24 protein-coding genes and 1 tRNA gene are annotated in these 23652 nt (G+C 60.4%); 13 read left to right on the top strand and 12 right to left on the bottom strand.

Features of this window, described 5'->3' with window-relative positions; translation table 11 throughout:
- Positions 1-28: 28 nt before the first annotated feature.
- Positions 29-556, top strand: coding sequence for a TetR/AcrR family transcriptional regulator (locus DZG07_RS00225; RefSeq protein WP_245429556.1), 528 nt, complete (start codon positions 29-31; stop codon positions 554-556).
- Between the two features lie 194 nt (positions 557-750).
- Here DZG07_RS00225 and DZG07_RS00220 read toward each other — a convergent pair whose 3' ends face one another.
- Positions 751-1881 (bottom strand): porin, encoded by a 1131-nt coding sequence (locus DZG07_RS00220; protein WP_119813464.1) that lies wholly within the window; start codon positions 1879-1881, stop codon positions 751-753.
- Positions 1882-2408: 527 nt separating this feature from the next.
- On the bottom strand, positions 2409-3359 hold the full coding sequence (locus DZG07_RS00215; RefSeq protein WP_091917439.1) for a helix-turn-helix domain-containing protein: 951 nt from the start codon (positions 3357-3359) through the stop codon (positions 2409-2411).
- A gap of 478 nt (positions 3360-3837) precedes the next feature.
- Here DZG07_RS00215 and DZG07_RS00210 point away from each other — a divergent pair, with 478 nt between their 5' ends.
- Entirely contained in the window at positions 3838-4893 is a 1056-nt protein-coding gene (locus DZG07_RS00210; protein WP_119813463.1) for a tetratricopeptide repeat protein, read from the top strand.
- A gap of 70 nt (positions 4894-4963) precedes the next feature.
- Here DZG07_RS00210 and DZG07_RS00205 read toward each other — a convergent pair whose 3' ends face one another.
- Positions 4964-5548 carry a TetR/AcrR family transcriptional regulator gene (locus DZG07_RS00205; protein ID WP_119813462.1) on the bottom strand — a complete coding sequence of 195 codons (585 nt, stop codon included), beginning with the start codon at positions 5546-5548 and terminating at the stop codon, positions 4964-4966.
- A gap of 78 nt (positions 5549-5626) precedes the next feature.
- On the opposite strand from DZG07_RS00205, the gene DZG07_RS00200 reads away from it, so the two are divergent.
- From DZG07_RS00200 to DZG07_RS00175, 6 genes are all read left to right on the top strand, one after another.
- The gene (locus DZG07_RS00200; protein WP_119821249.1) at positions 5627-6628 is read left to right on the top strand and encodes an aldehyde reductase; all 1002 of its coding nucleotides are present in this window, start codon (positions 5627-5629) and stop codon (positions 6626-6628) included.
- Between the two features lie 143 nt (positions 6629-6771).
- Positions 6772-8847 (top strand): hydantoinase/oxoprolinase family protein, encoded by a 2076-nt coding sequence (locus tag DZG07_RS00195; RefSeq protein ID WP_197716830.1) that lies wholly within the window; start codon positions 6772-6774, stop codon positions 8845-8847.
- Between the two features lie 23 nt (positions 8848-8870).
- On the top strand, positions 8871-10556 hold the full coding sequence (locus DZG07_RS00190; RefSeq protein WP_119821247.1) for a hydantoinase B/oxoprolinase family protein: 1686 nt from the start codon (positions 8871-8873) through the stop codon (positions 10554-10556).
- 48 nt (positions 10557-10604) lie between these two features.
- Positions 10605-11423, top strand: coding sequence for a helix-turn-helix domain-containing protein (locus DZG07_RS00185; protein WP_162931520.1), 819 nt, complete (start codon positions 10605-10607; stop codon positions 11421-11423).
- A 251-nt stretch (positions 11424-11674) separates the two neighbouring features.
- A complete protein-coding gene (locus DZG07_RS00180; RefSeq protein ID WP_119813459.1) occupies positions 11675-12619 on the top strand; it encodes a fumarylacetoacetate hydrolase family protein in 945 nt (314 codons plus the stop codon).
- A gap of 50 nt (positions 12620-12669) precedes the next feature.
- The gene (locus tag DZG07_RS00175) at positions 12670-14094 is read left to right on the top strand and encodes an MFS transporter (protein WP_119813458.1); all 1425 of its coding nucleotides are present in this window, start codon (positions 12670-12672) and stop codon (positions 14092-14094) included.
- Positions 14095-14203: 109 nt separating this feature from the next.
- Here the strand turns inward: DZG07_RS00175 and DZG07_RS00170 are convergent, their stop codons facing one another.
- Complete coding sequence (locus DZG07_RS00170) at positions 14204-14917, bottom strand: DUF4336 domain-containing protein (RefSeq protein WP_119813457.1); 714 nt, start codon at positions 14915-14917, stop codon at positions 14204-14206.
- A gap of 65 nt (positions 14918-14982) precedes the next feature.
- Between DZG07_RS00170 and DZG07_RS00165 the strand changes: the two genes are divergently transcribed.
- From DZG07_RS00165 to DZG07_RS00145, 5 genes are all read left to right on the top strand, one after another.
- Positions 14983-15564 carry a TetR/AcrR family transcriptional regulator gene (locus tag DZG07_RS00165; RefSeq protein ID WP_119813456.1) on the top strand — a complete coding sequence of 194 codons (582 nt, stop codon included), beginning with the start codon at positions 14983-14985 and terminating at the stop codon, positions 15562-15564.
- Positions 15565-15762: 198 nt separating this feature from the next.
- The gene (locus tag DZG07_RS00160; protein ID WP_119813455.1) at positions 15763-16356 is read left to right on the top strand and encodes an isochorismatase family protein; all 594 of its coding nucleotides are present in this window, start codon (positions 15763-15765) and stop codon (positions 16354-16356) included.
- Positions 16357-16474: 118 nt separating this feature from the next.
- Complete coding sequence (locus tag DZG07_RS00155) at positions 16475-16939, top strand: cupin domain-containing protein (protein ID WP_119813454.1); 465 nt, start codon at positions 16475-16477, stop codon at positions 16937-16939.
- 110 nt (positions 16940-17049) lie between these two features.
- The gene (locus DZG07_RS00150) at positions 17050-17913 is read left to right on the top strand and encodes an alpha/beta hydrolase (protein WP_119813453.1); all 864 of its coding nucleotides are present in this window, start codon (positions 17050-17052) and stop codon (positions 17911-17913) included.
- 5 nt (positions 17914-17918) lie between these two features.
- Positions 17919-18683, top strand: coding sequence for a pirin family protein (locus DZG07_RS00145; RefSeq protein WP_119813452.1), 765 nt, complete (start codon positions 17919-17921; stop codon positions 18681-18683).
- 15 nt (positions 18684-18698) lie between these two features.
- On the opposite strand, the gene DZG07_RS00140 is transcribed toward DZG07_RS00145, so the two are convergent.
- From DZG07_RS00140 to DZG07_RS00105, 8 genes are all read right to left on the bottom strand, one after another.
- Positions 18699-19349 (bottom strand): glutathione S-transferase family protein, encoded by a 651-nt coding sequence (locus DZG07_RS00140; protein ID WP_119813451.1) that lies wholly within the window; start codon positions 19347-19349, stop codon positions 18699-18701.
- Between the two features lie 223 nt (positions 19350-19572).
- Complete coding sequence (locus DZG07_RS00135; RefSeq protein ID WP_091916307.1) at positions 19573-20016, bottom strand: SRPBCC family protein; 444 nt, start codon at positions 20014-20016, stop codon at positions 19573-19575.
- A 153-nt stretch (positions 20017-20169) separates the two neighbouring features.
- Positions 20170-20649 (bottom strand): DUF1801 domain-containing protein, encoded by a 480-nt coding sequence (locus tag DZG07_RS00130; RefSeq protein ID WP_119813450.1) that lies wholly within the window; start codon positions 20647-20649, stop codon positions 20170-20172.
- Positions 20650-20654: 5 nt separating this feature from the next.
- The gene (locus tag DZG07_RS00125; protein ID WP_119813449.1) at positions 20655-20885 is read right to left on the bottom strand and encodes a hypothetical protein; all 231 of its coding nucleotides are present in this window, start codon (positions 20883-20885) and stop codon (positions 20655-20657) included.
- Positions 20886-20926: 41 nt separating this feature from the next.
- Complete coding sequence (locus tag DZG07_RS00120) at positions 20927-21337, bottom strand: SRPBCC domain-containing protein (RefSeq protein ID WP_091916310.1); 411 nt, start codon at positions 21335-21337, stop codon at positions 20927-20929.
- On the bottom strand, positions 21334-21657 hold the full coding sequence (locus tag DZG07_RS00115) for a metalloregulator ArsR/SmtB family transcription factor (RefSeq protein WP_119813448.1): 324 nt from the start codon (positions 21655-21657) through the stop codon (positions 21334-21336). The genes DZG07_RS00120 and DZG07_RS00115 overlap by 4 nt, the downstream gene beginning before the upstream one ends.
- A 208-nt stretch (positions 21658-21865) precedes the next feature.
- A tRNA-Arg gene (locus DZG07_RS00110) sits at positions 21866-21942 on the bottom strand.
- Between the two features lie 210 nt (positions 21943-22152).
- Entirely contained in the window at positions 22153-23646 is a 1494-nt protein-coding gene (locus DZG07_RS00105; protein ID WP_119813447.1) for a HAMP domain-containing sensor histidine kinase, read from the bottom strand.
- Positions 23647-23652 lie beyond the last annotated feature (6 nt).

The following is a 23652-nucleotide window of genomic DNA, read 5'->3' as shown; positions in this document are numbered from 1 at the left end:
GCGGGCCGGAGTTTGCCGGCTACCAGACTTGCTAGAGAAACAGCAGCGCCGGGCTAAGCGACCCAAAGGATCGGCGACGCCGGATGCCGCCCGCAACAGCAGGGGCGGCATCCTTTCCGTTGCCGAAGCGATACTTGCCGAGCGCGGTGGTTCGGCGCTGACCATCGATGCGGTGGCCAAGGCAGCCGGCCTCAGCAAAGGCGGCGTGCTCTATCATTTCCCGTCCAAGGCATCCCTGATCGAGGCGCTGATCGACCGCTCCATCGCAGCGATCGACGCCGTGTTCCTGGTCGCGGAAAAGGGAAGGGCGGCCAGCGAAGACACGACGACGTCTTATGCGGTGATACGCCGGCACCTCGAGAGGCAACCGATAGAGTTGCATTCGTGCCTGATGTCGCTGACGAATGCGAGCGCCCTTGAAACCTATCGTCGGAAGCTTCTTGAGCTTGCCGGACAGCGGGTGGCAGCCGGCATCGAGCGTGCGACAATGGACACGGTCCTCATCATGCTTTTCGGCGTACTCGGCAAAAGGTTGCTGCGTTTCGAGCTCCGCTGAACTAGCTTGTCCGGGCACCTGGCAGCACGAAGCTGTGTGACAGTGCTCAGGTGGCTTGTGCTTTCTGCACTAAAGCGAAGTCAGCATATGCTCGCGCTTTTAGCCTGGCTTGTACTCAAGAAACCATCTTTACAAAAAAAAGGCCCGTGACCTGGTGGTCACGGGCCTCACTTCAACCTTGGCTGTGAAGCCGATTAGAAGTTGCGCTGGAAGCGGAGGAAGCCGCCGAAGCCGTCGTCGAGCTTGACCTTGTCGTCCGTGTGAGCGGAGAAGTAGGTCACTTCCGGGGTGATCTTCAGGCCCGGAACGAGTTCGTAGGCAACGTTGGCAGCAACGGTGACGTCTTCGTTCTCGAAGTACGATGCCTGAACGTTGAAGGTAGCCTTCTCGTTCAGCTTGGCCGAACCGCCACCCCAGACAGCCCAGTTGCCGCCCCAGGTCTTGTACCAGCTGCGGGTGACATTGTCGTCAGAGCCATAGCCGGCCATGACCCACAGGTTGATGGTCTCCGTAGCCTTGACGTCGAGGCGAACCTTACCGGCCCATTCTTCGTAGACCGAGTCGTAACCGACGACGCCGGACACGCCGCCCCAGCCCTGCGTATAGGCTGCGCCGACCACGACGTGCGGAATGTAGTCGTCGAGCGTGTAGTCGTCGGTGCCTTCTTCAAGAGCGACTGCAGCCGAGAAGCCGTTGGCACCAGTGTAGGTGTAGGAGATCTGGTGCGTGTCCCACGGACCGTAGCCGCCGAGCATGTCATCAGCAATCACGTCGCCTGCATAGAGATTGTTGACCAGCGTCGTGAACATCGAGTCGGTTTTACCAACGCGGAAGCCGCCGAGTTCGATATAGGCGTGGTTCATCTTGGCCGTGGTACCGCCGGCGTCAGAGAGGCTGACGATCGAGCCATCAGCAAGCTCACCGTCGACCTTGCGGGAATCCCAGTCGAAGTTGAGGTGCATGTAGGCGCGCAGGGTGCCGAGTTCAGTCTCCGAACGAGCATCGAGCTGCAGAGCAGCGCGAGCGCGCTTGTAGTAGGTGTCGTTCAGCTTGACCCGGCCGTCCAGGAGATCCAGCTTGTCGGCCACATCTGTCAAGCCGCCGTAATCACCTTTGCCGATGCCGATGTCGTAACGGACATAGCCACCGACGCGCAGGCAGGTCTCGGTGCCGGGGATGTAGTAGAAGCCGGCGCCGTAGACGTCGCATACGCGAACGTATTCCATCGGCTCCGGCTCGGCGACGACGACAGCGTCAGCCGCGCGGGCGCCTGAGACTGCGGTAAGGGCCGCAACTGATCCCAATAGTAACCCTCTAATATTCATACCAATTAACCTCCAGTTAAAATCGCAAGCGGACCAACCGCCGCTACTCAATGCCTACCTTTAACATTGGCGCTAGATCAAAGGACAAGATTGGGGGTATCTGCTGGAGCACTAAGCGTGACAATTATGCAACGTATCGGAGCGTGGCGAGCGTACCCTAAGGCGGATTAAGTGTATGTAATATAGACGAAAATAGACATTTCCTAAAATGGCGAAGGCTGCGGCTTTCATTGGATCGGCCGCTGATCTCCGGAGGCGAAGGCGCTTGGCCACCGCCGCGCACTCAAAGTTGGCCAATCGTAGTCTAACTTATTTCCTCAGGCAGAGTATTTTCTGAAAAACAACAACCAAATATGTCCTTTGACTGGCCATAGGCAGGGGCGCAATATAAGTTTGCCTCTGGCTCACGTAGAAGGACTGCTTGAGTTGGAAGGCGGTTGATGCGTTCTGACCTCCAGTCAACGCACCAAAGCCCCGCTCTTCCCTGAGCGGGGCTTCTTTCGTTTCAGGGTCTAGGGCGAAAGATTCTAATGAACCCGAAATGGGTCTATGGGAAGCAGGTCATAGTCACCATTGGCGAGATGAAGATCGAACTGCGCCCGCGCGACATTCAGTGCAACGATGTTCTCAAAGAAAGCCTCAAGCGGCGGCAATATCTGAACGCGGCGGCCACCGTCTTCCAGCAGGCTTACAAACCCACCGGCCTCCGCCTTTTTCATCAGGCGCCTTACGTGTGTTCTCGACAGTCCAAACAGGGACCCGACTTCTTCGAAGGGGAACTCGACGATATCATCGGCAGTAGATTGGCTCGTACCTTTCAGAGACATCAGCTTGAGCAGCAGTATCTTCCCGCCGTCGGAAGTGTCGAATATCTGTGAGCCTGGAAGGTCGCGGGTAAACGAATTGGTGATTAGTAGAGAATGAATGCTGTTGGCAAAGGAGCGCTCCAGCACGTCCTCATTCGTATCGATCAGTTCACAATATCTTCTGGCGGGGAACAGTGCGTCGGCGACGGCGAGATTGGCACGAAGAAAGCCTTCGACCTCCTTTATGAGCTGTTCGGTGGGGCGAATGCTTCGCCACCGGCGATCCCTGGAATTTTCCGTGCGCGTTACCAGGCCGACCCGCTCCAGAAGCACGATGTTTGCTGCGGTGGTATTCCTGCTGCATAGGTTCATCGCGGTTGTCAGGTTTTGTATGGAGGAGAGAAAGGGGCCGGTCTTTTCCGTTTGTTCGAAATAGAAGGACAGGATTGCCGTGCAGATCGTCTGTCGCGCCACGTTGGCGATCGCCCTGTTGATCAGATAGCGCCCTTTGTACAGGTCCACCATATTGCGGGCATAGTCCGACGCCGCCGCCGCGAAAGCGGGATTGCATCTCAGTATGCGCATGCGCTGCTTGAACCACTCCACACCTGTCTCGTGACTGATGAGCCGCTCGGCCTGCGCAGACTCAAGGTAGCGGACAGGTACGTTCATCGTGAGCCCTCCATTCAGTGGCGGATGCTGCCTCAACAAGCAACGAAGCCACTGCAGTTATCAAAACGCATTCCGAAGCCGAGCCATGCGCAAGCTCTTGCTGGTCATTCTTCCGGACCCCACTGAACGCCAACAATTGAATCTGACAGCCATGCGACAGCCGCCCGCTCGAAGCTGGATGCTCATCCCCGTATGCGGGATTTAAGTATGGCTTGAACGGCGTTCAATGTTGCGTCAGCAGCCTTGAACGATGCACTGGCATACGCAGGCTGCACGCGACTGCATGATGACGAAAACGTGTTCAAAAAGTGCTGCAAATCGGGCAATCAGGAGAACGTTTCCGTGATCAGGCCATGGTGCTTCAACTTCTCGTTACTCTGCCTTGGACGGCCTGATTGTCGCCTTCAGGCTTGCAGGTTCCTGCGCGAATCTGTAGGCGCATGACGCCCGATATCCCTGGCGTCATGGAGTGAATACGTTGAAACTGAAGGTTGCGATTCTTGCCGTTGGTCTGGCTTTTTCCCTGGCGACATATGCCCATGCCGATGACGGCATGGTGGCCTTCGACAAGGGTGAATATGAGACAGCACTAAAGTACTGGCAACCGTTAGCGGACAAAGGCGAGGCGGCTGCGCAATATGGTCTCGGGCTTTTGTACGAAGGCGGCACCGGTGTCGAGCAGGACGCCGCCAAGGCGCTCGATCTCTACAGGAAATCTGCGGACCAAGGATATGCCCTGGGGCAGAACGCGCTGGGTCATATGTATCAGATAGGGCTCGGCGTCGAAGAAGATCCGGCACAAGCCGTCGCCTGGTTCCGCAAGGCTGCAGATCAGGGACTGGCCAAGGGCCAGCGTAACCTCGGCTTCATGTATTCGAACGGCATTGGCGTCGAGGAGGATGATGCGCAGGCCCTTACGTGGTTCAGCAAGGCCGCAGACCAGAATGATGCATGGGCTCAATACTATCTCGGCAACGTCTATTTGAACGGCTACGGCGTGGAGCAGGACGACGCGCAGGCGGTGACCTGGTATCGCAAGGCGGCCGAGCAGGACAATGTCGAAGCCCAGAACGCTCTTGGGCTTTCCTATGAGCTTGGCAACGGCGTTTCCCAAAGCGATGAAGACGCGGCTATCTGGTATCGCAAGGCAGCGGAACAGGGCGATGCCCGCTCGCAGATGAGCATCGGCAACATGTATCTCGAAGGGCGCGGCGGATTGCCGGAAGACGCAGCCCAGGCTGTCGAATGGTATCGAAAGGCGGCTGACCAGGGTTATGACGTAGCCCAGGACAATCTGGGGCTCCAATATGCTGCCGGCAATGGAGTCTCCAAGGACGAAGCCCAGGCGGTTACCCTGTTCCAGATGGCGGCCGAGCAAGGATATGCGAAGTCGCAATACAATCTCGGCGTGATGTATAATCTGGGGCTGGGGGTCGCCCAGGATACGGACCAGGCGATCTATTGGTGGCGCCAGGCAGCCGACCAGGATCTGGAAAGCGCGAAAGAAGCCCTCGAGGCCGCCGGGGCCAAGTAAGCTGCGGCGGACTCCCCGCCTCCATGCTGACCCGAAGACTCGGGGTCAGCATGGGGGAGGGCGTGGCGACCTATTCGCCCTTCACCAACTGCTCGAACAATGGCGCGAGCAGCTTTGCCAGGACCTCCGGATCGGCCTCAGCCAACGCGTCGAGGCGGATCGACTGGCGCATCATCTGAAACCCGGCGACCAGCGACAGGATCAGAGCGGCACGCTGCTCTGCGTGGCGCCCTTGAAGTGCGTTCGCGATCGTTTTCTGGTGGCCGGCTTCGATTGCCGCTCGCCCGATCTCGGCTGCGCGTGAACTCGATGCCGAATTCAAGAGAATAAGAAAACCTTCAAGCGGCGTGTCGCCTGCGCGGGTGATTTCGACCAGCGCGCGCGCTATCGCTTCGCCCGGATGTTCCGATCCAAACACAGCGTCCGTGGCGATCGTGGGCGTGGCGTTTGCCGCCGCAATCGCCTCGGCAAACAGCTGTTCCTTGCCGCCGAAGTAACGGTTGACCAGCATCGCGGTGACGCCGGCTCCCGCCGCGATTTCGCGCACGCCTGCCCCATCATAGCCGGCCCGGGCGAAGACCTTGCGCGCCGAGGTTAGGATCGCCTCGCGCGTGGATGCGGCGTTGCGTTTGCGGGATTCTGGTCTGATCGTCATCTTGAAACTCTACAGGTGTAGACTTATTTGTCAAACGGAAGTATACACATGTAGACTTATCTAACAATGGTGAACGTGATGACGCAGGCGGTGCTGGTAACGGGCGGGAACGGATTTGTCGGGGGATGGTGCATCGTCGAGCTGCTCCGGCAGGGCTTTGCCGTTCGAGCCACCGTTCGGGATATGGGCAAGGCAGAAACGGCGCGCGCGGCGGTCGGCACGCAAACCAGCACAGACCGGCTGAACTTCGTGGTGGCTGACCTGATGCAGGACGGCGGTTGGGACGCAGCGATGGTGGGCGTCGATTATGTTCTGCATGTCGCCTCGCCGCTGCCGATGGGCGCCTTGCTCGATCGCGAGGCGTTGGTGCCGGTGGCAAGGGATGGCACCCTGCGGGTCTTGCGCGCAGCGGTTAAGGCAGGCGTCGAGCGGGTGGTGATGACGTCGGCTTCGGCGACGACGCGCCAGCCGCTGAGCTCGAACACGGTGAGCAACGAAACGATGTGGGCCGACCCTGCCGACCCGCAGTTCGATGCCTATCGGGTGTCAAAGATCAGGGCCGAGAAAGCGGCGTGGGAATTCATCGGCGCCTCGGGCGGCAAGACCGAGCTGGCGACGATCCTTCCGGGAGCGGTGTTTGGCCCGGTGCTCACGACGGGCAGCATCGGATCGGTGAAGATCATCAAGGACTTGCTGGCAGGGCGACCGGCCGCGATGCCGCAGCTCGGCTTCTGGGTCGTGGACGTGCGCGACCTGGCGGACGCACACGTAAGGGCTATGACCTCAGCGAAGGCAGGGAACGAGCGGTTCATCGTTGCCGGAAGCTTCCTGTGGATGGCGGAAATCGCAAAGATCCTGAGAGAGAAGCTCGGTGCAAAGACGCCGACGCGGGTGCTGCCCAATTGGGTTGTGCGGCTCCTGGTGCCATTCATGGCCGATCTTCGAACTCTGGCACCCCTGGTTGGGCGAAAGTTCGAGATGGATACCGGTAAGGCGCGGCGGGTGCTCGGCATCGTCCCGCGACCGATAGAAGAGACCCTGGTGGATTGCGCGGGCAGCCTGACCGCAGCGAGCGACTGACCAGGCGAGCTTCCATCTCAACCCCGCAATGCGCCCTTCGGCACTCCAGTTGTAATGGCCGGTACAGTTTCGCTCAGGAGCCGGCCAGCCGTTGACTTTTTCTTTCTCGTGAAATATTTCACGAGAAAATGGAGGACTCAACAGTGGACAATCAGGCGACCAGAAAACTTCGTATCGCGGTCGACATTGGCGGGACATTTACCGACCTGGCAGCCTTCGACGAAAGCGGGAAAACCTTGGCTTTCGGCAAGGCGCTTTCGACTTACGACGATCTTGTTCGCGGCATCGCCGACACAATGTCGGAGGCCGGGGTCGATGCCGGCGAGGGGGTTCTCTTCCTGCACGGGTCTACGATCGTCATCAACAATCTTCTTGAGCGCACCGGCGCCAGGACCGCTCTCCTGATTACGGAGGGGTTTCGTGACATCTACGAGATCGGGCGCATCAACCGCCCCGATGCGTACAACCTGCATTTCAAGAAACATCAGCCGCTGGTGGCGCGCGCGGATCGCTTCGAGATCGAGGAACGGCTGCTGGCAAACGGCGCGGTCTTCAAGCCGCTCAATGAGGATCAGGTTCGCTCCGTCGCCAAAGAGCTGAAAGAGCGTCGCGTCGAGGCCGTGGCGGTTGCGCTTCTGCATTCCTACCGAAATGCCGCGCACGAAAATCGGGTAAAGGAAATCCTTTCCGAAGAGCTTCCCGGCGTTTTCGTTTCCGTATCCTCCGAGCTCAGCCAGGAGTACCGCGAATTCGAGCGGACCTCCACGGTCGTGGCGAATGCCTATGTCGGTCCGCGGGTGCAGGGCTATCTCGGCGAACTGGAATCTCATCTTACCGATGATGGCTTCAAGGGGCGGTTCTTTGCCGTTCAGTCCACCGGAGGTCTTTTCCCGGTCTCGGATGCGCGCCGCATGTGCGTGAACATGCTGGAGTCGGGGCCTGCCTCCGGTGTCATCGGCGTCAGCGCCGTGGCCAAGCATCTCGATCTCAAGAATGCCATCGCTTTCGACATGGGCGGGACAACGGCCAAAGCCGGCCTGATCCGCAATGGACAGCCCCTCACGACGAGCTCCGCAAAAATCGGCGCTTACGGCAGCGATCTGCCGATCCAACTGCCCATGATCGACATCTTCGAAGTGGGAACCGGCGGCGGCAGCATTGCGCGCGTCGAGGCCATGAATGCGCTGCGCGTCGGTCCGCGCAGCGCCGGTTCGGCGCCCGGGCCTGCCTGCTACGGCCGAGGCGGGACCGAGCCGACGGTGACCGACGCGAATCTGGTGCTGGGCCGTCTCGATCCGGACCATTTCCTGGGCGGTGCCATGAAGCTCAGTCACGAGGCGGCGACCGAGGCCATCAGGCAAAAGATCGCGGATCCTCTCGGCATTTCCATAGAGGGGGCCGCCGAGGGCATCCTGCAGATCGCGGCGACGACCATGTCTTACGCGGTCAAGGGCGTGACCACGGAGCGGGGCCTCGATCCCGGCGGTTTCGCCATGCTGGTCTATGGTGGCGCAGGGCCGCTGCATGCTTCGGCCATCGCACGTGAACTCAGCATCGGCCGAGTGATCATTCCCTATTCGCCAGGGCATTTCTCGGCCTACGGCATGCTGTTTGGCGATCTTCGCTACGATTTCGTGCGCTCGGTGTTCCGCACACTCGATCCAACGATCCTTGGTGAACTGGAGGATGCATTCCTGGTGCTCGAGGAGCAGGGGCGATCCGCCGTCGACAACGCCAGTGCGGGCGAACTGCCGGTGGTTTTGGCGCGCTCGGCGGATATGCGTTACCGCGGCCAGGAACACGCCGTGACGGTCGACCTTCCTGCCGAACTCAGCTTCTCGCGTGACGCCGATCGCATCAAAGCTGCCTTTGATGCGGAGCATCTACAGCGCTACGGCACATCCGCTCCCCGCGAGGAGGCAGAAATCGTGAGCCTCAGGGTAACCGCCTATGGGCGCATGCTGGCCCCGGAACTCAAGCCGCGCCCGCTTTCGGACGTGCCCGGCGATATCGTCCCCTCGCGCGTGAAACCTGTGCACTTCGGCGCGGCAGGCTGGCTTCAGACTCCGGTCCACCTGCGGGAAAGCCTTGTACCCGGCGCCAAGCTCGAGGGCCCGGCGCTCATCGAGGAGCACGCTTCGACAACCGTCATCTGGCCCGGCGATGCGCTGGTCATCGATGCCTTCGGCAACATCGACATAACGATTGGAGAGATCTGATGCTGCTTGTCAAACAGGAATCCATGCTGCCGGCGGCTTCGGCCGACGTCAGTCCCGTCATCGTCGAAATCGTGCGCAACGGCATCATCTCCTTGACCGAGGAGATGAAGATCAACCTGATGCGCACCGCCTACAACATGATCATCTACGAGGCGCTGGATTTCACCGTCGGCCTCTATTCCACTACGGGCGAAACGGTATCGATCGGCCTGGGGCTTCCGAGCTTTGTTCGGGGCATGTCAGAAACCGTGAAAGCCAAGATCGCGCACTTCGGACCGGACGGTATTCACCCCGGAGATGTTCTGGTCACCAATGATGCCTACGTTACCGGAAGCCATCTCAACCACATTACCTTGACCAAGCCGATCTTCTGGAACGGGCAGATCGTGGCCTACGCCTGTTGCATGGCGCATTGGGTGGATATCGGCGGAGCCAAAGGCGACATCACCTCCGACATCTTCTCCGAGGGGCTGCAGGTTCCGATCTGCAAATATATCTCCAACGGCCAGGTCAACGAACTGCTGGTAGACATCATCCGCATGAATGTCCGCATGCCGGATCTGGCGATCGGCGATCTTCGGGCACAGCTGTCCGCCGTGGAAACCGGCGAGCGGCGCATGCTCGAGATGATGACCCGTTACGGCGGCGACAGCGTGCTTCAGTCCATCGACGCCATCATGGACCACAGCGACCGGACGGCGCGCGCTCGTGCAGCGGAAATTCCAGACGGCATTTATGAAGCTGAATCCTTCATGGACGACGACGGCATCAGCAAGGGTGTTCCGATCCCGATCCGCGTCAAGGTCATCGTCAAAAAAGGCGAGGTGACGATCGACCTTTCCGGTCTCAGCCCACAGGTCCGCGGTTACTATAATTCCGCTGGAGCAACAGGCATCGCCTGTGCGCAGGTTGCCTATAAATGCCTGACCACGCCAGAGGTCTATCCGGTCAACGATGGCGCTTTCCGGAACCTGAAGGTGATCTGCCCTGAAGGAACCGTGGTCAGCGCCAAGCGTCCTGCCGCCATGCGCTGGTGGATGGCCATACCGATGACCGTGGTCGATACCATCATCAAGGCTCTTGCGCCGGTCATACCGCAAAGAGCCGCAGGAGGGCACCACTCCGACCTTGCCGTCATCGAGTTTCGCGGCATCGATCCCCAGACCGGCCGATATTTCGTGGCGGCGATCGGCCCGACTGGTGGCGGGTGGGGCGCCAAGGCCCAGGAAGATGGCCACCCTGTCACCGTCGCGAGCAACGACGGCGATACGCACAACAGTCCGACCGAGCGCATCGAAGCGAAATATCCTCTGCTCGTGGAGCGGTATAGCCTGCGCGAGAACAGCGGCGGAGCCGGTCAATATCGCGGCGGCCTTGGCGCCGACATCATTATCCAGGCGCTCTCGCCGGTGGAGGTCAGCACACCTGTCGAGCGTACGCGATGTAAGCCGTGGGGCATCCTTGGGGCAGCCGATGCGATGGCCAACCGCGTGACGCTTTACCGAAATAGTGAATGGCAGGAGCTGGATTCCGGCAAGGTCGCAAACGTGCTTCTCAATCCCGGTGACAAGATCAGGGTCGAGACGGGCGGGGGTGGAGGTTTTGGCGATCCGCGCACCAGAGCGCACGAAGCTATTGAAGCTGATATTCGTAACGGATACATCAGTCTCAGCCATGCCATGGAGGCGTACGGGTACCAGCCGGGTTGACGTCGCGCGCTCCATAAGGGACGAGAGACAATGTCAATACGCAGTCCCATGACAAGCCTGGCGCCGGTGCGTGGACGCCCCCGCGCCAGTGACGACAATCCTTCCGGAATTGCAGCGCTGGATGTGGGTCTCGAGATCCTCCGGGTGATTTCGGAACATCACGGCGCGATAGGTCTCTCAGATTTGTCGCGCCTGACGGGGGAGAAGCCGAACAGGCTCCACCGGTATCTGGTAAGCTTTCGGGAGAGGGGCTTTCTTTCCCAGGCCGAGAACTCCGGTCTTTATGATCTTGGCCCGCAAGCCTATGCGCTGGGTCTTTCCGCTCTGAGGCGGTACGATCCTATCCGGGGTGTGAGAGAGGCGACCGTCGCGATCCGCAATGCGACCGGAAATCAAACCAATCTCTATGTCTGGACGCCCCGGGGCCCCACCCTCATAGCTTCGGAGCAGGGCATCCACTATTTCCCGGTGATGATCCGGCCCGGCACGGCTTTGCCATTGGCAGACTCGATCACCGGACTTGTTTTTCTGGCCTGGACAAGTCGGGACAAGACACAAGCCTTGTTCGACGAAGAGGTCTCGATGGCCGCCCGCGACGGCATTTCGATCGACGTCGCCGGGATCGAGGCTCAATTGAAGGAAATCCGAAAGACGGACGTCTACTGGAGCAACCGTGCGATCATCTCGCACAACGGCGCAGTCATGCCACTGTTCGACGACAGCGGCGAAGTAGCCTGCTGCGTGACGACCGTCATTCCAAGGGGGATGCGCGATGCGCAAACCCAGGAGGCGACGGAAAACGCCTTCAAGAATGCGGTGGAGAATCTGCCGCTAAAAACCGCCTCTCAAGCTGGGCGGTTGCTCTAGGTCTTCCCGATTGATGGCGCGACGCGTGTGACGCTGGCCTGCCCGGCCGTCAATCGTACTTACTTCTTCAATGCCAGCATATGTCCGTCTGCAACCTGAGAAGGCGCGGTCGAACCGTCTCGCGCGGTAGCGGAGGTCACTCCTCGCCATTTCGGTTTTCGCCGCGCGCGGCGGCCCTTACTTGACGTTTCGCAAATTACGTGAAATATTTCACGAGATAGCGAGTATCGAGTGCGGAGGGCATTGGTTCGATGAAGCTGGCGACTATCCAGGAAGGCAACTGGCCCGTGGCGGCCGTGATGGTAGGGGACGAGCTGCTTGTCCTTTCCGGCGATCACGGCGACCCGCAGCTTGCCGGCTTTCCGAGCACCGTGATCGGCCTGTTGCACGATGGCCCGGAGACTATGCAGCGCCTGGCCGACGCAATCGCGCGATTGGGCAATGACAAAGCTCGTCTTGCAACGCTACGCGCCGCAGGAGCATTGCGGCCTTATGACGAAGACCTTCTTTTGGCGCCCATCCCGATCCCCGGCACCATGTTTGCAGCCGGGCTGAACTATCTCGATCATCTTGAGGAAATGGGCAGCCCGATTCCGAAAGAGGCCTATGTTTTTCACAAGAGCGTTGCATCCATCACGGGGCCGCGTTCGGCGATCGCCCGGCCGGTCGGCCACACAGGAATGGTGGATTGGGAAGCGGAGCTGGCGGTCGTAATAGGTGTCGAGTGCCATCGCGTGTCGGAAGCCGACGCTCTCTCATATGTGGCGGGCTACATGGTCGCCAATGATGTCTCAGCGAGAGATTGGCTGGATCCTGTTTTCCAGAATCCTGGAATCATGGAGCCGATCGTCAATTGGGACCGGAACATGATGGGAAAATCTTTCCCGACCTTCTGCCCCCTGGGCCCGGTTCTGGTGACGGCCGACGAGATCCCGGATCCTCAAGTTTTGCCGATCAGCTCCCGCGTGAACGGAAGCGTCATGCAGGAGAGCAATACGCGCCTGATGATCTTCTCTGTCGCGCAGATCATTGCGCATTTGTCCCGCTGGTACGTGCTGCGGCCGGGCGACGTCATTTTGACCGGAACTCCGGCGGGGGTCGGGGTCGGGCGCACGCCTCGCATATTTCTTCAGGGGGGAGATGTCGTCGAGGTGGAAATTCAGGGCTTAGGCCGCGTGGTGAATTCAGTTCAGTAAATCGGCCCCGCATCGCGGGGTTCTCTGCAGATGCCCATGGGAGGGAAATCATGACCATATCTAACCCTGCACTGATGAGTGAGGGAGGGATCACCGGCACGCGCGGCGTGCTGCGTGAGCAAGGCGACGCGGTTGGCTTGCTTGCCCGGGTGGAAAGCCTGCCGCCGCGCGGAGTGCTGGTGCGCGCCAGGGTGCTAATCGGCGTTGCGACATTCTTCGATGCGTTTGATGTTCTGGCGATTGCCTATGTACTGCCGACATTGGTCGGCCTCTGGGAACTGACGCCGCAGCAAATCGGCTTGCTGATCTCCTCCGGTTTTGCCGGTCAGTTGATCGGAGCCCTGTTTTTCGGCTGGCTTGCCGAGCGTGTAGGACGACTGCCGGTGGCAACGGTTACGGTCGCGATCTTCGGCGTTTTCAGCCTCGCCTGCGCCTTTGCCCCCAGCTATGGCTGGCTGCTGGCACTTCGCTTCATTCAGGGTGTCGGACTCGGTGGTGAGGTGCCGGTCGCGGCGGCATATATCAACGAGCTTTCCCGAGCCCGCGGCCGCGGTCGCTTTTTCATGATCTATGAATTGATCTTCCCGCTTGGCCTGTTGCTGGCGGCGGGATTGGGGTCTTGGCTGGTCCCGCGTTTCGGCTGGGAATCCATGTTCGTTATCGGCGCGCTGCCCGCATTTCTGGCGCTGTTCCTTCGCCGCGCTTTGCCGGAATCGCCCCGTTGGCTGATCGACAAGGGCCGCCTGACGGAGGCCCGCGCCGCACTTGAGCGGATCGAACGGTCTGCGGGCGTGACACCGTCTCACGCCGCAGCAGCAGCTGCTGCGCCCATGCAGATCGTCGCTCCCGACGTGCAGGCACCACGCCGTCTGGAACTCCTGCGTGCTCCATATCTCGGCCGAACACTGACGGTCTGGGCTATATGGATCAGCGCTTATTTCATCACCTATGGCCTCACGGCCTGGCTGCCGACGGTCTATCGCACGGTCTTCAAGCTGCCCGTCGAAACGGCGCTGCAATACGGGCTTCTCACGAGCTTCGCCGGCTTCCTTGGATCGGCCCTTTGCGCTTTCCTGATCGACAAGGTCGGCCGGCGTCTATGGATGACCGTGGGGCTGATCGTTGGTGGCGTGCTGCTCAGCGTGGCCTACTTCGTCGGCGTCAGCGATGTCCGCATCGTTCTTATGACGGCGTCTTCCGGGTACTTCTTCATCGCATCGGTGGCTACCATGCTCTATCTCTATACGCCGGAGCTTTACCCGACCCGCATGCGTGCCTTCGCCTCGGGCGCAGCCAGTAGTTGGCTGCGCATTGCATCGATAGCAGGGCCGACAATCATCGGTAGCCTGATCGCCAGCGGCGGCCTCGACGTCGTCTTCGCTATGCTCGCGCTCGTCGCTATAGCCGGCGGCGTCGTTGCGATGCTTTTCGCAGTCGAAACGTCAGGTCGGCAACTGGAGGAAGTATCTCCTTGATACGACAAGTGCGGGAGATGGGTGAGCGATTGTCATCCACTGCCGCATGCGATCGGCGGAGGTGCCGCTAACTTTTTAAGTTGGCGCCTCCGCGGCTGAATAGAGATGCTTATGCTGCACGACTACCGGTTAGCCAGCGGAAGGCGCGACGGATGAATTCCTGGCCACCTTCGGTTATCGGGTCTCCGTGGGCCATCAGCACTTTTTCGGCGGGCCAAGCCAAAATCCGCCGAATGGAGGCGCGCGCGGCGTGTCGGTCGGTAAAGGCGACACGAAATTTTCGCGGCACTGATGGTTCGGCGGCCACCATCAGATCCAGCCGGGCTACGATTGCTCGCCAGCCCTTGAACCATTTGGGGCGGAAGTGCTGAATGAGATCGGTGAACAGCACCGTTGCGCTTTTGCGGTGAAAGAAGACGACTTCGGTTGTGATCCGGCTGCCGCGCATTATGACCAGGTCGATATCATTCACCCAGTCCGCAATCACGACATCGTCCAGGTCGCCATCAAACCTGATGTCCTTGCGCTTCTGCCGCAGGCCCGGTGGCACATACACCTTGGCGGCCGGGTAGGCGCGCTGCCAGTCACCAAGAAATACGTGATGAAGAGAATTGGGTGGGATCAGGTAGCGCGCCTCGCCCAAAGCGTCGACCTCTGCGCGAAGATCGTCTGAGAGCTGCGTCGGCGACCATATGAAGAGTTCCCCGCCGGATAATCTGATGACAGCCATGCGCGTGGGGTAATGAAAGCCGGCGGCGGCGGTGACGGTTGGACCGTCTGCGATCCAGATATCGGGACCGAATTCCTTGAGAACAGCAACCATTTCCTGCAAAGTTCCCGATCGATCTAAAAATTTACATATGAGTAAATTTACACTAGAGTATAAAAATGGCAATACCGAAGCGAACGGAACGGTCGCGAACACTCATCCTCGATGCCGCCGACCTGGCATTCCGGGAACTGGGGTTTGCCGACACGTCCGTGGAGGAAATTGCAACGCGCGCCGGCTTGACCCGCAAGACGGTCTACAATCTGTTCAGCTCGAAAGAGGAAATCGCCTTGCAGCTTATCGCCCGCGTGGAAGCGGGCGATGCAATCTATCGCGCCCACATGGAGGCGAACGAAGACGTATTTGTTCTCCTGGAGCTTGTCTTTCTCGACAGCGCGCGCTGGTGCCTGGCCAATCCCTCGATTGCAAGGCTTGCCCTTGCCCCCACAGAGAGACCGTCTTTCGAACCGCCGACTGGTCGCCCGACGTTCCAGCGGCTCGTAAGAGACCTTCTGGTGCTTGGTCAACGACAGGGTGTCATCCGCAAGGACGAGGATCCCAATTTCATGTCGCTGGTTCTACTCGGTATCTATGCGCAGGCCATGCTTACGGCCCTTTCCGGTGGGCCGTTCAGTGAGGATGATATCCGGCGCCTCATCCGCATTGTCGTCGAAGGCATTGGCGAACGATCCTTGTCCTGAATAGCGGCTCAGGCTTTGCCATATGGCAGGTGGCTCGGCGCGCCCAACGTCAGTTACACCTCAACGTTACGACGACCCGCCTTCATGTTTCATTTATGGAACGTGATGACGACAAATATCAAGTCTCCTCAACACCTCGTTCCATCCGTATCTTCCACAACGAGCAATCAAGCTCGTCGCGGGCAGAGGAGATCAGACATGACCACGCTATTCACCGCAGAGAACTCGGCACTTCTGCTGATCGACCATCAGGTCGGCACCATGCAGCTCATCAAGAACATCGACGTCGAGCAGGCCAAGCGCATGTCGCTCGCCCTGGCCAAGGCCGCCAGCATCCTCGGCATCCCGACCGTGCTCACCTCCAGCCAGGAGGACCGTTTGCAGGGTCCGCTGCTGCCGGAGCTGAAGGAGATCCTGCCCGACGCCTTCGACAAGCGCGTCAAGCGCGAAGGCATCGTCAATGCCTGGACCGACGCCAACTTCAAGGCGGCTGTCGAGGCGACGGGCCGCAAGAACCTGATCATGGCCGGTGTGACCACCGACGTCTGCCTGGTGTTCCCGGCGATCGACGCGGTCGGCGAAGGCTATAATGTGCAGGCCGTCATGGACGCTTCGGGATCGCCGTACGAGCTTTCCGAGGACATGTCGCGCCGCCGCATGCAGGACGCCGGCGTCATTTTGACCGCAACCAACACCATGATCGCCGAACTCGCCCAGAACTGGGGTTCGCCCAAGGGCCAGCAGCTCATCCAGTTGCTCTTCACCGAGGTCTTGCCCCCTGTCCACGCGTAACCGCGCGGCGTGATTGACGCGGCGTATGATGCAGGAGACGCCGAACGGTGGATCGTCACCGGGGCGTTGAAGATCATGCGCCCATCGACCCACCATCGATCAAGGAATTGGAAAGAACATGACCCAGAAACATTTTCCGATCGTCAATGCCATCGCTTCGGGCGAGCCCAACAGCGTCTTTGGTTTCAAGCGCCATTTCCGGATCACGCCCGAAGATACGGGCGGTGCCTTCTGCGTGTTCGAAGAGGAAATCGAGGAAGGGGCGGGGCCCCCTTTGCACATACACCATACCGAGTACGAGATGTTCACGGTGCTGTCCGGGTCGGTGAAGTTCCACTGTGACGGCACGGAAGCCGTGGCCGAGGTGGGGACAACCGCGTTGATCCCGCCCGGCGCGCGCCACGCCTTCAAGGGCATCGGCCCCGGCCTGTCCCGCGTGCTCATCATGCTGTCGCCGGGGCACGGCGAAGGCTTCTTCCGCGAAGTCGCAAAAGAGGGGCTGTCGCCACAGAACGATATGGACCGGGTGAACGAGATCGCTGCGAAATACAGCGTCGAATTCGTCGGCCCGCCGATTGACTGACCTGCGCCAAGGCGCGCCCGGCGCGCCAAATGCAACCACCGAAAAGGATCAGATTCCATGACCGATGTATGTTGTGACCGCCGAAACGCCGTGTTGCGGAGGACTTTGTGATGAGCCGCACCAGTCACCGCGTTCCCGTCGAGGGCGGCTTCTTGCATGCCTTGTCGTCCGGCCATGGCGATGAAACGATCGTGCTTCTGCATGGCTGGCCGCAGACAAGCCGGGAGTGGGACCGCGTCAGCGCCCTGCTCGACGGCGACTACCGGCTTATTGCGCCTGATCTTCGCGGTTGTGGGGACAGTTTCAAGCCTATGACAGGCTATGATGCTTTGACCCAGGCCGACGATATCCTGGCGCTCATTCAGCATTTCGGTGTCGGGCGCGTCCATCTCGTCGGCCATGATCTCGGCGGGCCGGTGGCTTACGCCTTCGCCGCAAAGTACCGCGATCGCTGCAAGTCCCTCACCCTGATCGAAGCGCCCCTTTGGGGCATCGTCAGCGATGAGGTACCCGATTTGGCGACGTTGTTCTGGCATCTGAAATTTCATCAGGATGTGGATATGGCCACCAAGATGATCGGGAGTGATATCCCGGCCTATCTGAACCATTTCTACCGGGACTTCGCCTTCAATCCCAATGCGATCACGCCCAACGAGGCCGCGGACTACATCCGCGCCTATAGCGGGGTCGGCGCATTGCGCGCGAGCCTGATGCAGTATCACGCGATCCCCGAGATCGGTGAGCAGCTCAAGGAACTCAGCGCGCAAAAGCTTACCGTTCCCGTCGCATCCTATGGCGGGGCAATGGTGATGGCTGACTACTCGGGCAATGCTGCCAAGCTGGTCGCCGAGAAAGTCGATGCCGGGATCGTTGAAAATTGCGGCCATTGGGTGCCTGAAGAGAGGCCCGAATTCGTCGCCGATCTGATCCGCAAGACCGTTTCAAGAGCGGGCTCGCACGCAGTTACGGAGTAAAGAAGATGACTATAGAAACAGCGACCAAAGAGGCGGTGAAATTCGTCTCGCCCGACACCCATCTGGTAAGGGACCACGGCCCCTTCAAACTCCGCCGCATCCACCCCGGTGCTGCGTTGGGCCGGCCAGACGATGGTGGTTTCGGCGGGCTCGGCCTCATTGACCATGCGCGGTTGCAGCCCGGCCTGGTCGTCAGGATGCACGAGCATCGTAACGACGAGATCATCAGCTATCTGCGCTCAGGCCGCATGCAGCACACGGATTCCGCCGGTCGCAGCGAGGTCATCTCGCCCAATCGCTTGATGGTGATGAACGCCGGTGCCGGCTTTTCGCATGAAGAAGCGGTGATCGGGGATGATCCGATCGAAATGCTGCAGATCTTTGTGCGGCCCGAAGCAGCCAATATGGAGCCAGGGGTCCAGTTCGTCGGCCTCGACGAAACCGAGAGCACAGATCGCTGGCGGCTGCTGGCGGGACCTATGGGCTCGGCGGCACCGAGCTTCGTGCGCCAGGCCGTCTACCTCTACGACACCCATTTGTCGGCGGGGGAAAGCATCGACCTGCCGACGATGCCGGGGTTCGATCGCTGGCTGTATGTGTTCCGTGGCGAGGTCTCGGTCGGAGACAAGCAAGCCGAAACGCATGTAGCGTTGACCATCGGCGCCGATGAGTTCGCGCCCGAGGTGACGGCGACCCGGGAGACGGACCTCGTCCTCTTTCTGGTCAACCGCCGGGCAGCTTTCTCCCGTGCAGGCACCATGAGCGGGTGAGCCGAAGAAGGCTTGTCAGCCGTTCGATCCGGCGGTGAAAACCGCCAATTGAGCATCGAAAGCGCGCTTGTAGGCGGGCCGTGCCTCGCCGCGGGCGACATAGGCGGAGAGGGTCGGGTATTCGTCGAGTATGCCCGATCCCCGCAGCCTGAGCAGCACATGCACCATCATCAGGTCGCCGGCGCTGAACGCACCATCGAGCCATTCGGCATCGCCAAGGCGGTCGGAAAGTTCGCCCAGCCGCTCCCGGATGCGATTCTTGACGAGAGGCAGGCGCTGCTCGGACCACGGCTTGTCGTGCTCTACGAGCTTGGCGATCTGCAGGTCAACGATCGGCGGTTCCACCGTGCTGAGCGCGGCAAACATCCATGTGATCGCGCGCGCCCGGGCATTCGCATCGTCTGGCAGCAGGCCCGCGTGGCGCTCCGCGATATGGAACACGATCGCCCCGGACTCGAACAGAGCAAGCCCGCCTTCTTCATAGGTCGGAATCTGCCCGAAAGGATGGAGCGCGCGATGTGCCGGCTCGTTCATCCCGGCGAACGAAACAAGGCGCACGTCATAGGGCTGGCCCACTTCTTCAAGCGCCCAGCGAACGCGCATGTCACGCGCAAGGCCCTTGCCACGGTCGGGCGACCGTTCAAAGGCGGTAATGGTGGGGAGCATTGGAAGGGTCATGGTGTTCTCCTCTCGTCGCCGATCCGATAGCTGCGTCCAGCGTCTCGGCCTGGCCGCAGACGCTACGGCCGCAGGAGTGCATCGACTTCATCGCCTAATACGGTCGCAGGGCAGGGTGCGGCCTGCTCGCTGTTTTGGCCACTCCTGACTGCACGGATCAGGAGTGGAGTTGGTCGATTTCAGCGAGACTTTCGACCTTGGAGACAGCGTTCTATTGTTTGATTTCCGGCTCGACGAGCCGTGCCAGGTTTCGCAATGACTCCTGCCAACCGAGATAACAAGCTTCGGCTGGAATGAGGTCCGGGATGCCCGCCTGCGTGATGTCCAGCTCGGTTCCGACCGATACTTTCTTCAACGTCACCGTCACCTCCATCTCGCCCGGCAGGTTGGGATCGTCGAATTTGTCCGTATAACGCACGCGTTCGCCCGCAACGAGTTCGAGATATTCGCCACCGAACGCGTGGCTATCGCCCGTTGTGAAGTTGCGGAACGACATCCTGAAGGTGCCGCCGACTTTTGCTTCCAGATGATGAACCGTGCAGGTGAAGCCGTTGGGCGGAAGCCATTTCGCGAGCGCATCTCCCTCGAGGAATGCGCGATAGACTTTTTCCGGGCTGGTTGCCAGAACGCGATGCAAACGTACAGTGCTGGGCATGTCGCTTATCCTTGTAGCTGATTTGCCGGTCTATGCTCCAAGGACGAACGGGGTTTCGTCAATCCGACACGGGTCCTCAATTTTTTTGGACAGCGGTCGACTTGGGCGGAACGTCACTGGCTCACGCTGCGCTCGCGCCTTGCCACCTCCTGCTCACATTCGTTCGCCCGGCAATTGGCTGGCCTGTTTCACCCAGTCGGCAAACTGGGCCTCATCGAACGGATCGTCCTCGTGGATGTCGAGATAGCGCACGTCCTTCTGCTTGGAGGTGCCGGGCGGGAGAGGATGCAGGGACGCGCCCTTGAAGAAGGCAACCTTGATGTACTTGGTCATGCAGTGAAAGCTCAGAAACCAGCTTCCGCTCTCGACGCCGTAAAATGGCGAGTTCCATTTGACGGCCTTGCTCACACCGGGGACGGTGCGTTCGACGAGCGCGTCGAGGCGGCGGCCGAGGTCGCTTTTCCAGCCCGGCATGGCCGCGATATAGGCCTGCACCGGGGCGTCGCCATATCCCTTGGCGATCTGCGGGTTGCCGCCCGAGAGAAGCACGACCTTGCCGGGCTCCGGCTTTGGTGCTGGTTTTCGCGGCTTGGCGGGCGGTTTCCGCGCTGTGCCGGGCTTTTCATCGGCCATTATGTTCACGCCTCACTGGTGGTGCCTTGCCCGTTGCGCCACCTGGCGGCATAGGGCAGCGCGAACAAATACAGCCCGGTGAACACGAGCAAGGCAAGCGGGAACAACGGCAGGAAATACACCCACTGGACGGGCTCCTTCCCCACGCCCAATGTGATGAAGATGGCGGCGACGATCACTGTAAAGATGATCGACGTCCAGCGATGGAACTGCCTAATCCAAAAATTCCACTTCATGAGATCCTCCTTTTCACATGAACGAAGCTTGGACGTGCGCTTCAATCCGGCCGTGCCAGGACCTGCTCCAGGGCCGCAAAGAACCTTTGCCAGCCGACCGTGGCGCCCCGGTAGTAAGGCTGCTGATCCGGCCGGAAGCCAGTCTGCTCCATGCGCAGGCGTGTCCCCGTGCTCGTCGGGATGAGAGACCATGTGACGACACTTTCGAGATCCTTGGTCTCCCAGGTGTAGGACAGCTTCCTGTTCGGCTCGACTGTCTGTACCCGGCAATCCACGCTGCCCCAGTCTGCGCTGAGATTGAAACGGTGATCCAGGACCGGCTTGAAATCGTTCTTCATCAGCCACTCCTCGATGAGGTGCGGCTGGGTGAGCGCGCGCCAGATCTTTTCCGGTGCAAAAGGCACCTCCCGTTCGACAATGACGGAGAGGGTTTCGGTCGCTGTATTACTCATTGATCCATCCTTTTGAGCAGGTCTTCGAGTTCGTCGAACCGGCTTTGCCAAAACCCGCCCATCTGGTTTGTCCAGTCGATCAACGGGGCCAGGGCGCCGAGCTGCGCGCTGTAATGCGTCTGGCGGCCTTCGTGGCGGTCATGCACCAGCCCGGCCCGCTTCAGAACCCCGAGATGCTTCGATACGGCAGGTTGCGAGACCCCGGCCTGAGCCGTCAGCGCGACGACCGTCTGGGCTCCGTCGCGACACAGCCGCTCGAAGATGGCCCGCCGCGTCGGGTCGGCAAGCGTTCTGAAAAGGACATCGTGGAGCTGCGTCATCGCAATTCATAACTCATGGGCTATTGATTGAAACCAATAACCGCCGAGATATGAATGAGTCAAGCGAGAATGCAGAGCAGTAGGTTGGAGCCAGGGGAGGCGGCGCGCTTTACGCAGTTGGCCTCAGGCGGGCCAGCAGCTAAATATAGAAATTCGGCGTGCTAATTCTGATTTTAGCGGCGCGGCAAACGGTCAAGTTTGAGAAAATTGGCGCGCCCGAAAGGATTCGAACCTCTGACCCCCAGATTCGTAGTCTGGTGCTCTATCCAGCTGAGCTACGGGCGCGCAATCGACCGTGTTTCACACGATCGCCGCTGGCAGGGATTTTGTCCCCACCGCGATGAGAAGTGCTACCTAGCGATTGAAGGAATGAAAAGCAAGCGGGTGCCGGCAAACTTTTTTCGTCGTTGAAATCGGTCCACAGCCTGCGCGCATCCGACATGCTGTCGTATCGACGTTGCGCCGGCACCAGTGGCCGGTCCGTGCCGCCTAGTCTCAGGCCGGCCGGCGCAGGTGATGGCGCGCTTCGTCGAGGCGGACGGGCTGGTCGGGTATGGTGACGGAGAACACCGTGCGGCCGCCGACGCTTTCGACGAGGTCGAGCGCGCCGCCATGGGCCCGCACCAGTTCGTGGGCGATCGCCAGCCCAAGGCCGGTGCCGCCGCTGCGCGCCGAGCCGCGGAAGGCGGCGAAAAGGTTCTCGCGCGCCTTTTGCGGCAGGCCGGGGCCGGTATCGGTCACCAGGATGCGGCTGACGCTGCCGGTGCGGTCGGCAGAGATGGAGAGCCGCCGGACGATGGCGCCCTCGGTATCGGCGGCCATCGCCTGGATGGAGTTGCGGCACAGATTGGTGAGCACGCGCACCAGCTGTTCCGAATCGGCATCCACTTCGAAATTCGGCTCGACGTCATTGATGAACTCGATCTCGCCCTCGGGATCGATGCCGAGCAGGCCCTGTACATCCTCGACGGTCTGCCGCAGCCGCAGGCGCCGGCGCGACGGCGGCGCTTCCTGCGTGCGGCCATAGGTCAGCACGCCTTCCGAATAGGAAACGGCGCGGTCCAGTGCGCGCACCAGCTTGGGAACGAGGGATTGAACGGTGGGGTCCCGGACCATCCCGAGCCGGTCCGACATCAGCTGCGCCGAGGCCAGTATGTTGCGCATGTCGTGGTTGATCTTCGAGACCGCAAGGCCAAGGTCGGCGAGATGCCGCTGCTCGTTGAGCGTCTTTTGCAGGCGCTGCTGCATGTCCGAAAGCTTGCGCTCGGCAACGCCGATCTCGTCGCCGCGGTCTTCCGGTTCGATGATGCGGCTTGGATCGTCAGGCGCCTGCGAAAAGGCCAGCATGGATTGCGTCATGGCGCGGATCGGGCGGATCATGATCCGGTCGATCGCATAGAAGACAAGCGTTGCGGTAAACAGCGAGATCAGCAGCGACAGGAAGGCGACGTTGCGCGAATAGACCAGCATCGCCTTGCGCAGCTTGTAGTCCGGAATGATCAGCTCGAATTCCTTCTCGCTGTCGCCGACGGGACCGAACACGCGCAGCATGCGGTCGCCGCCTGTAAACAGCGTGCTCAGCGCGCTGTTCATCGCTTCCATCGGGCCGGTATTGGCAAGGTCGATATGCTCATCCACCTGCGGCGGCATTTTCGCGACGACGAGAAGGCGCGACACGCCGCCGTCGCGCACAGCGATCGCCTTGGCGCCGATCGATCTCAACACGTCCTGCTGCACCTCGCGCGACAGGTCGGAGGGGTCGGTCTGAACGAGCACGATGGAAACGGCGGCGGCGGTGCCGAGCCGTTCTTCCAGCCAGCGCAGGCGGAAATTGGCGATCGACGGCAGGAAGATCAGCACTTCCGCGATCAGCACGAAAATGATGGTCAGCACGAGCAGCTTGGTCGACAGGCCGCGCGAAAGGGGCACGGAGCGTCCCGTTTTCATGCCGGGGCTTTCATCGGCATCGCCAACGGTTTTGTCTGCCATCCGACC

The sequence above is a fragment of the Mesorhizobium sp. DCY119 genome (assembly GCF_003590645.1).
Classification (GTDB): Bacteria; Pseudomonadota; Alphaproteobacteria; order Rhizobiales; family Rhizobiaceae; genus Mesorhizobium_M.
The sequence above is the reverse complement of the archived record's forward strand: the minus strand, read 5'-3'. Positions and strand labels throughout refer to the sequence as shown.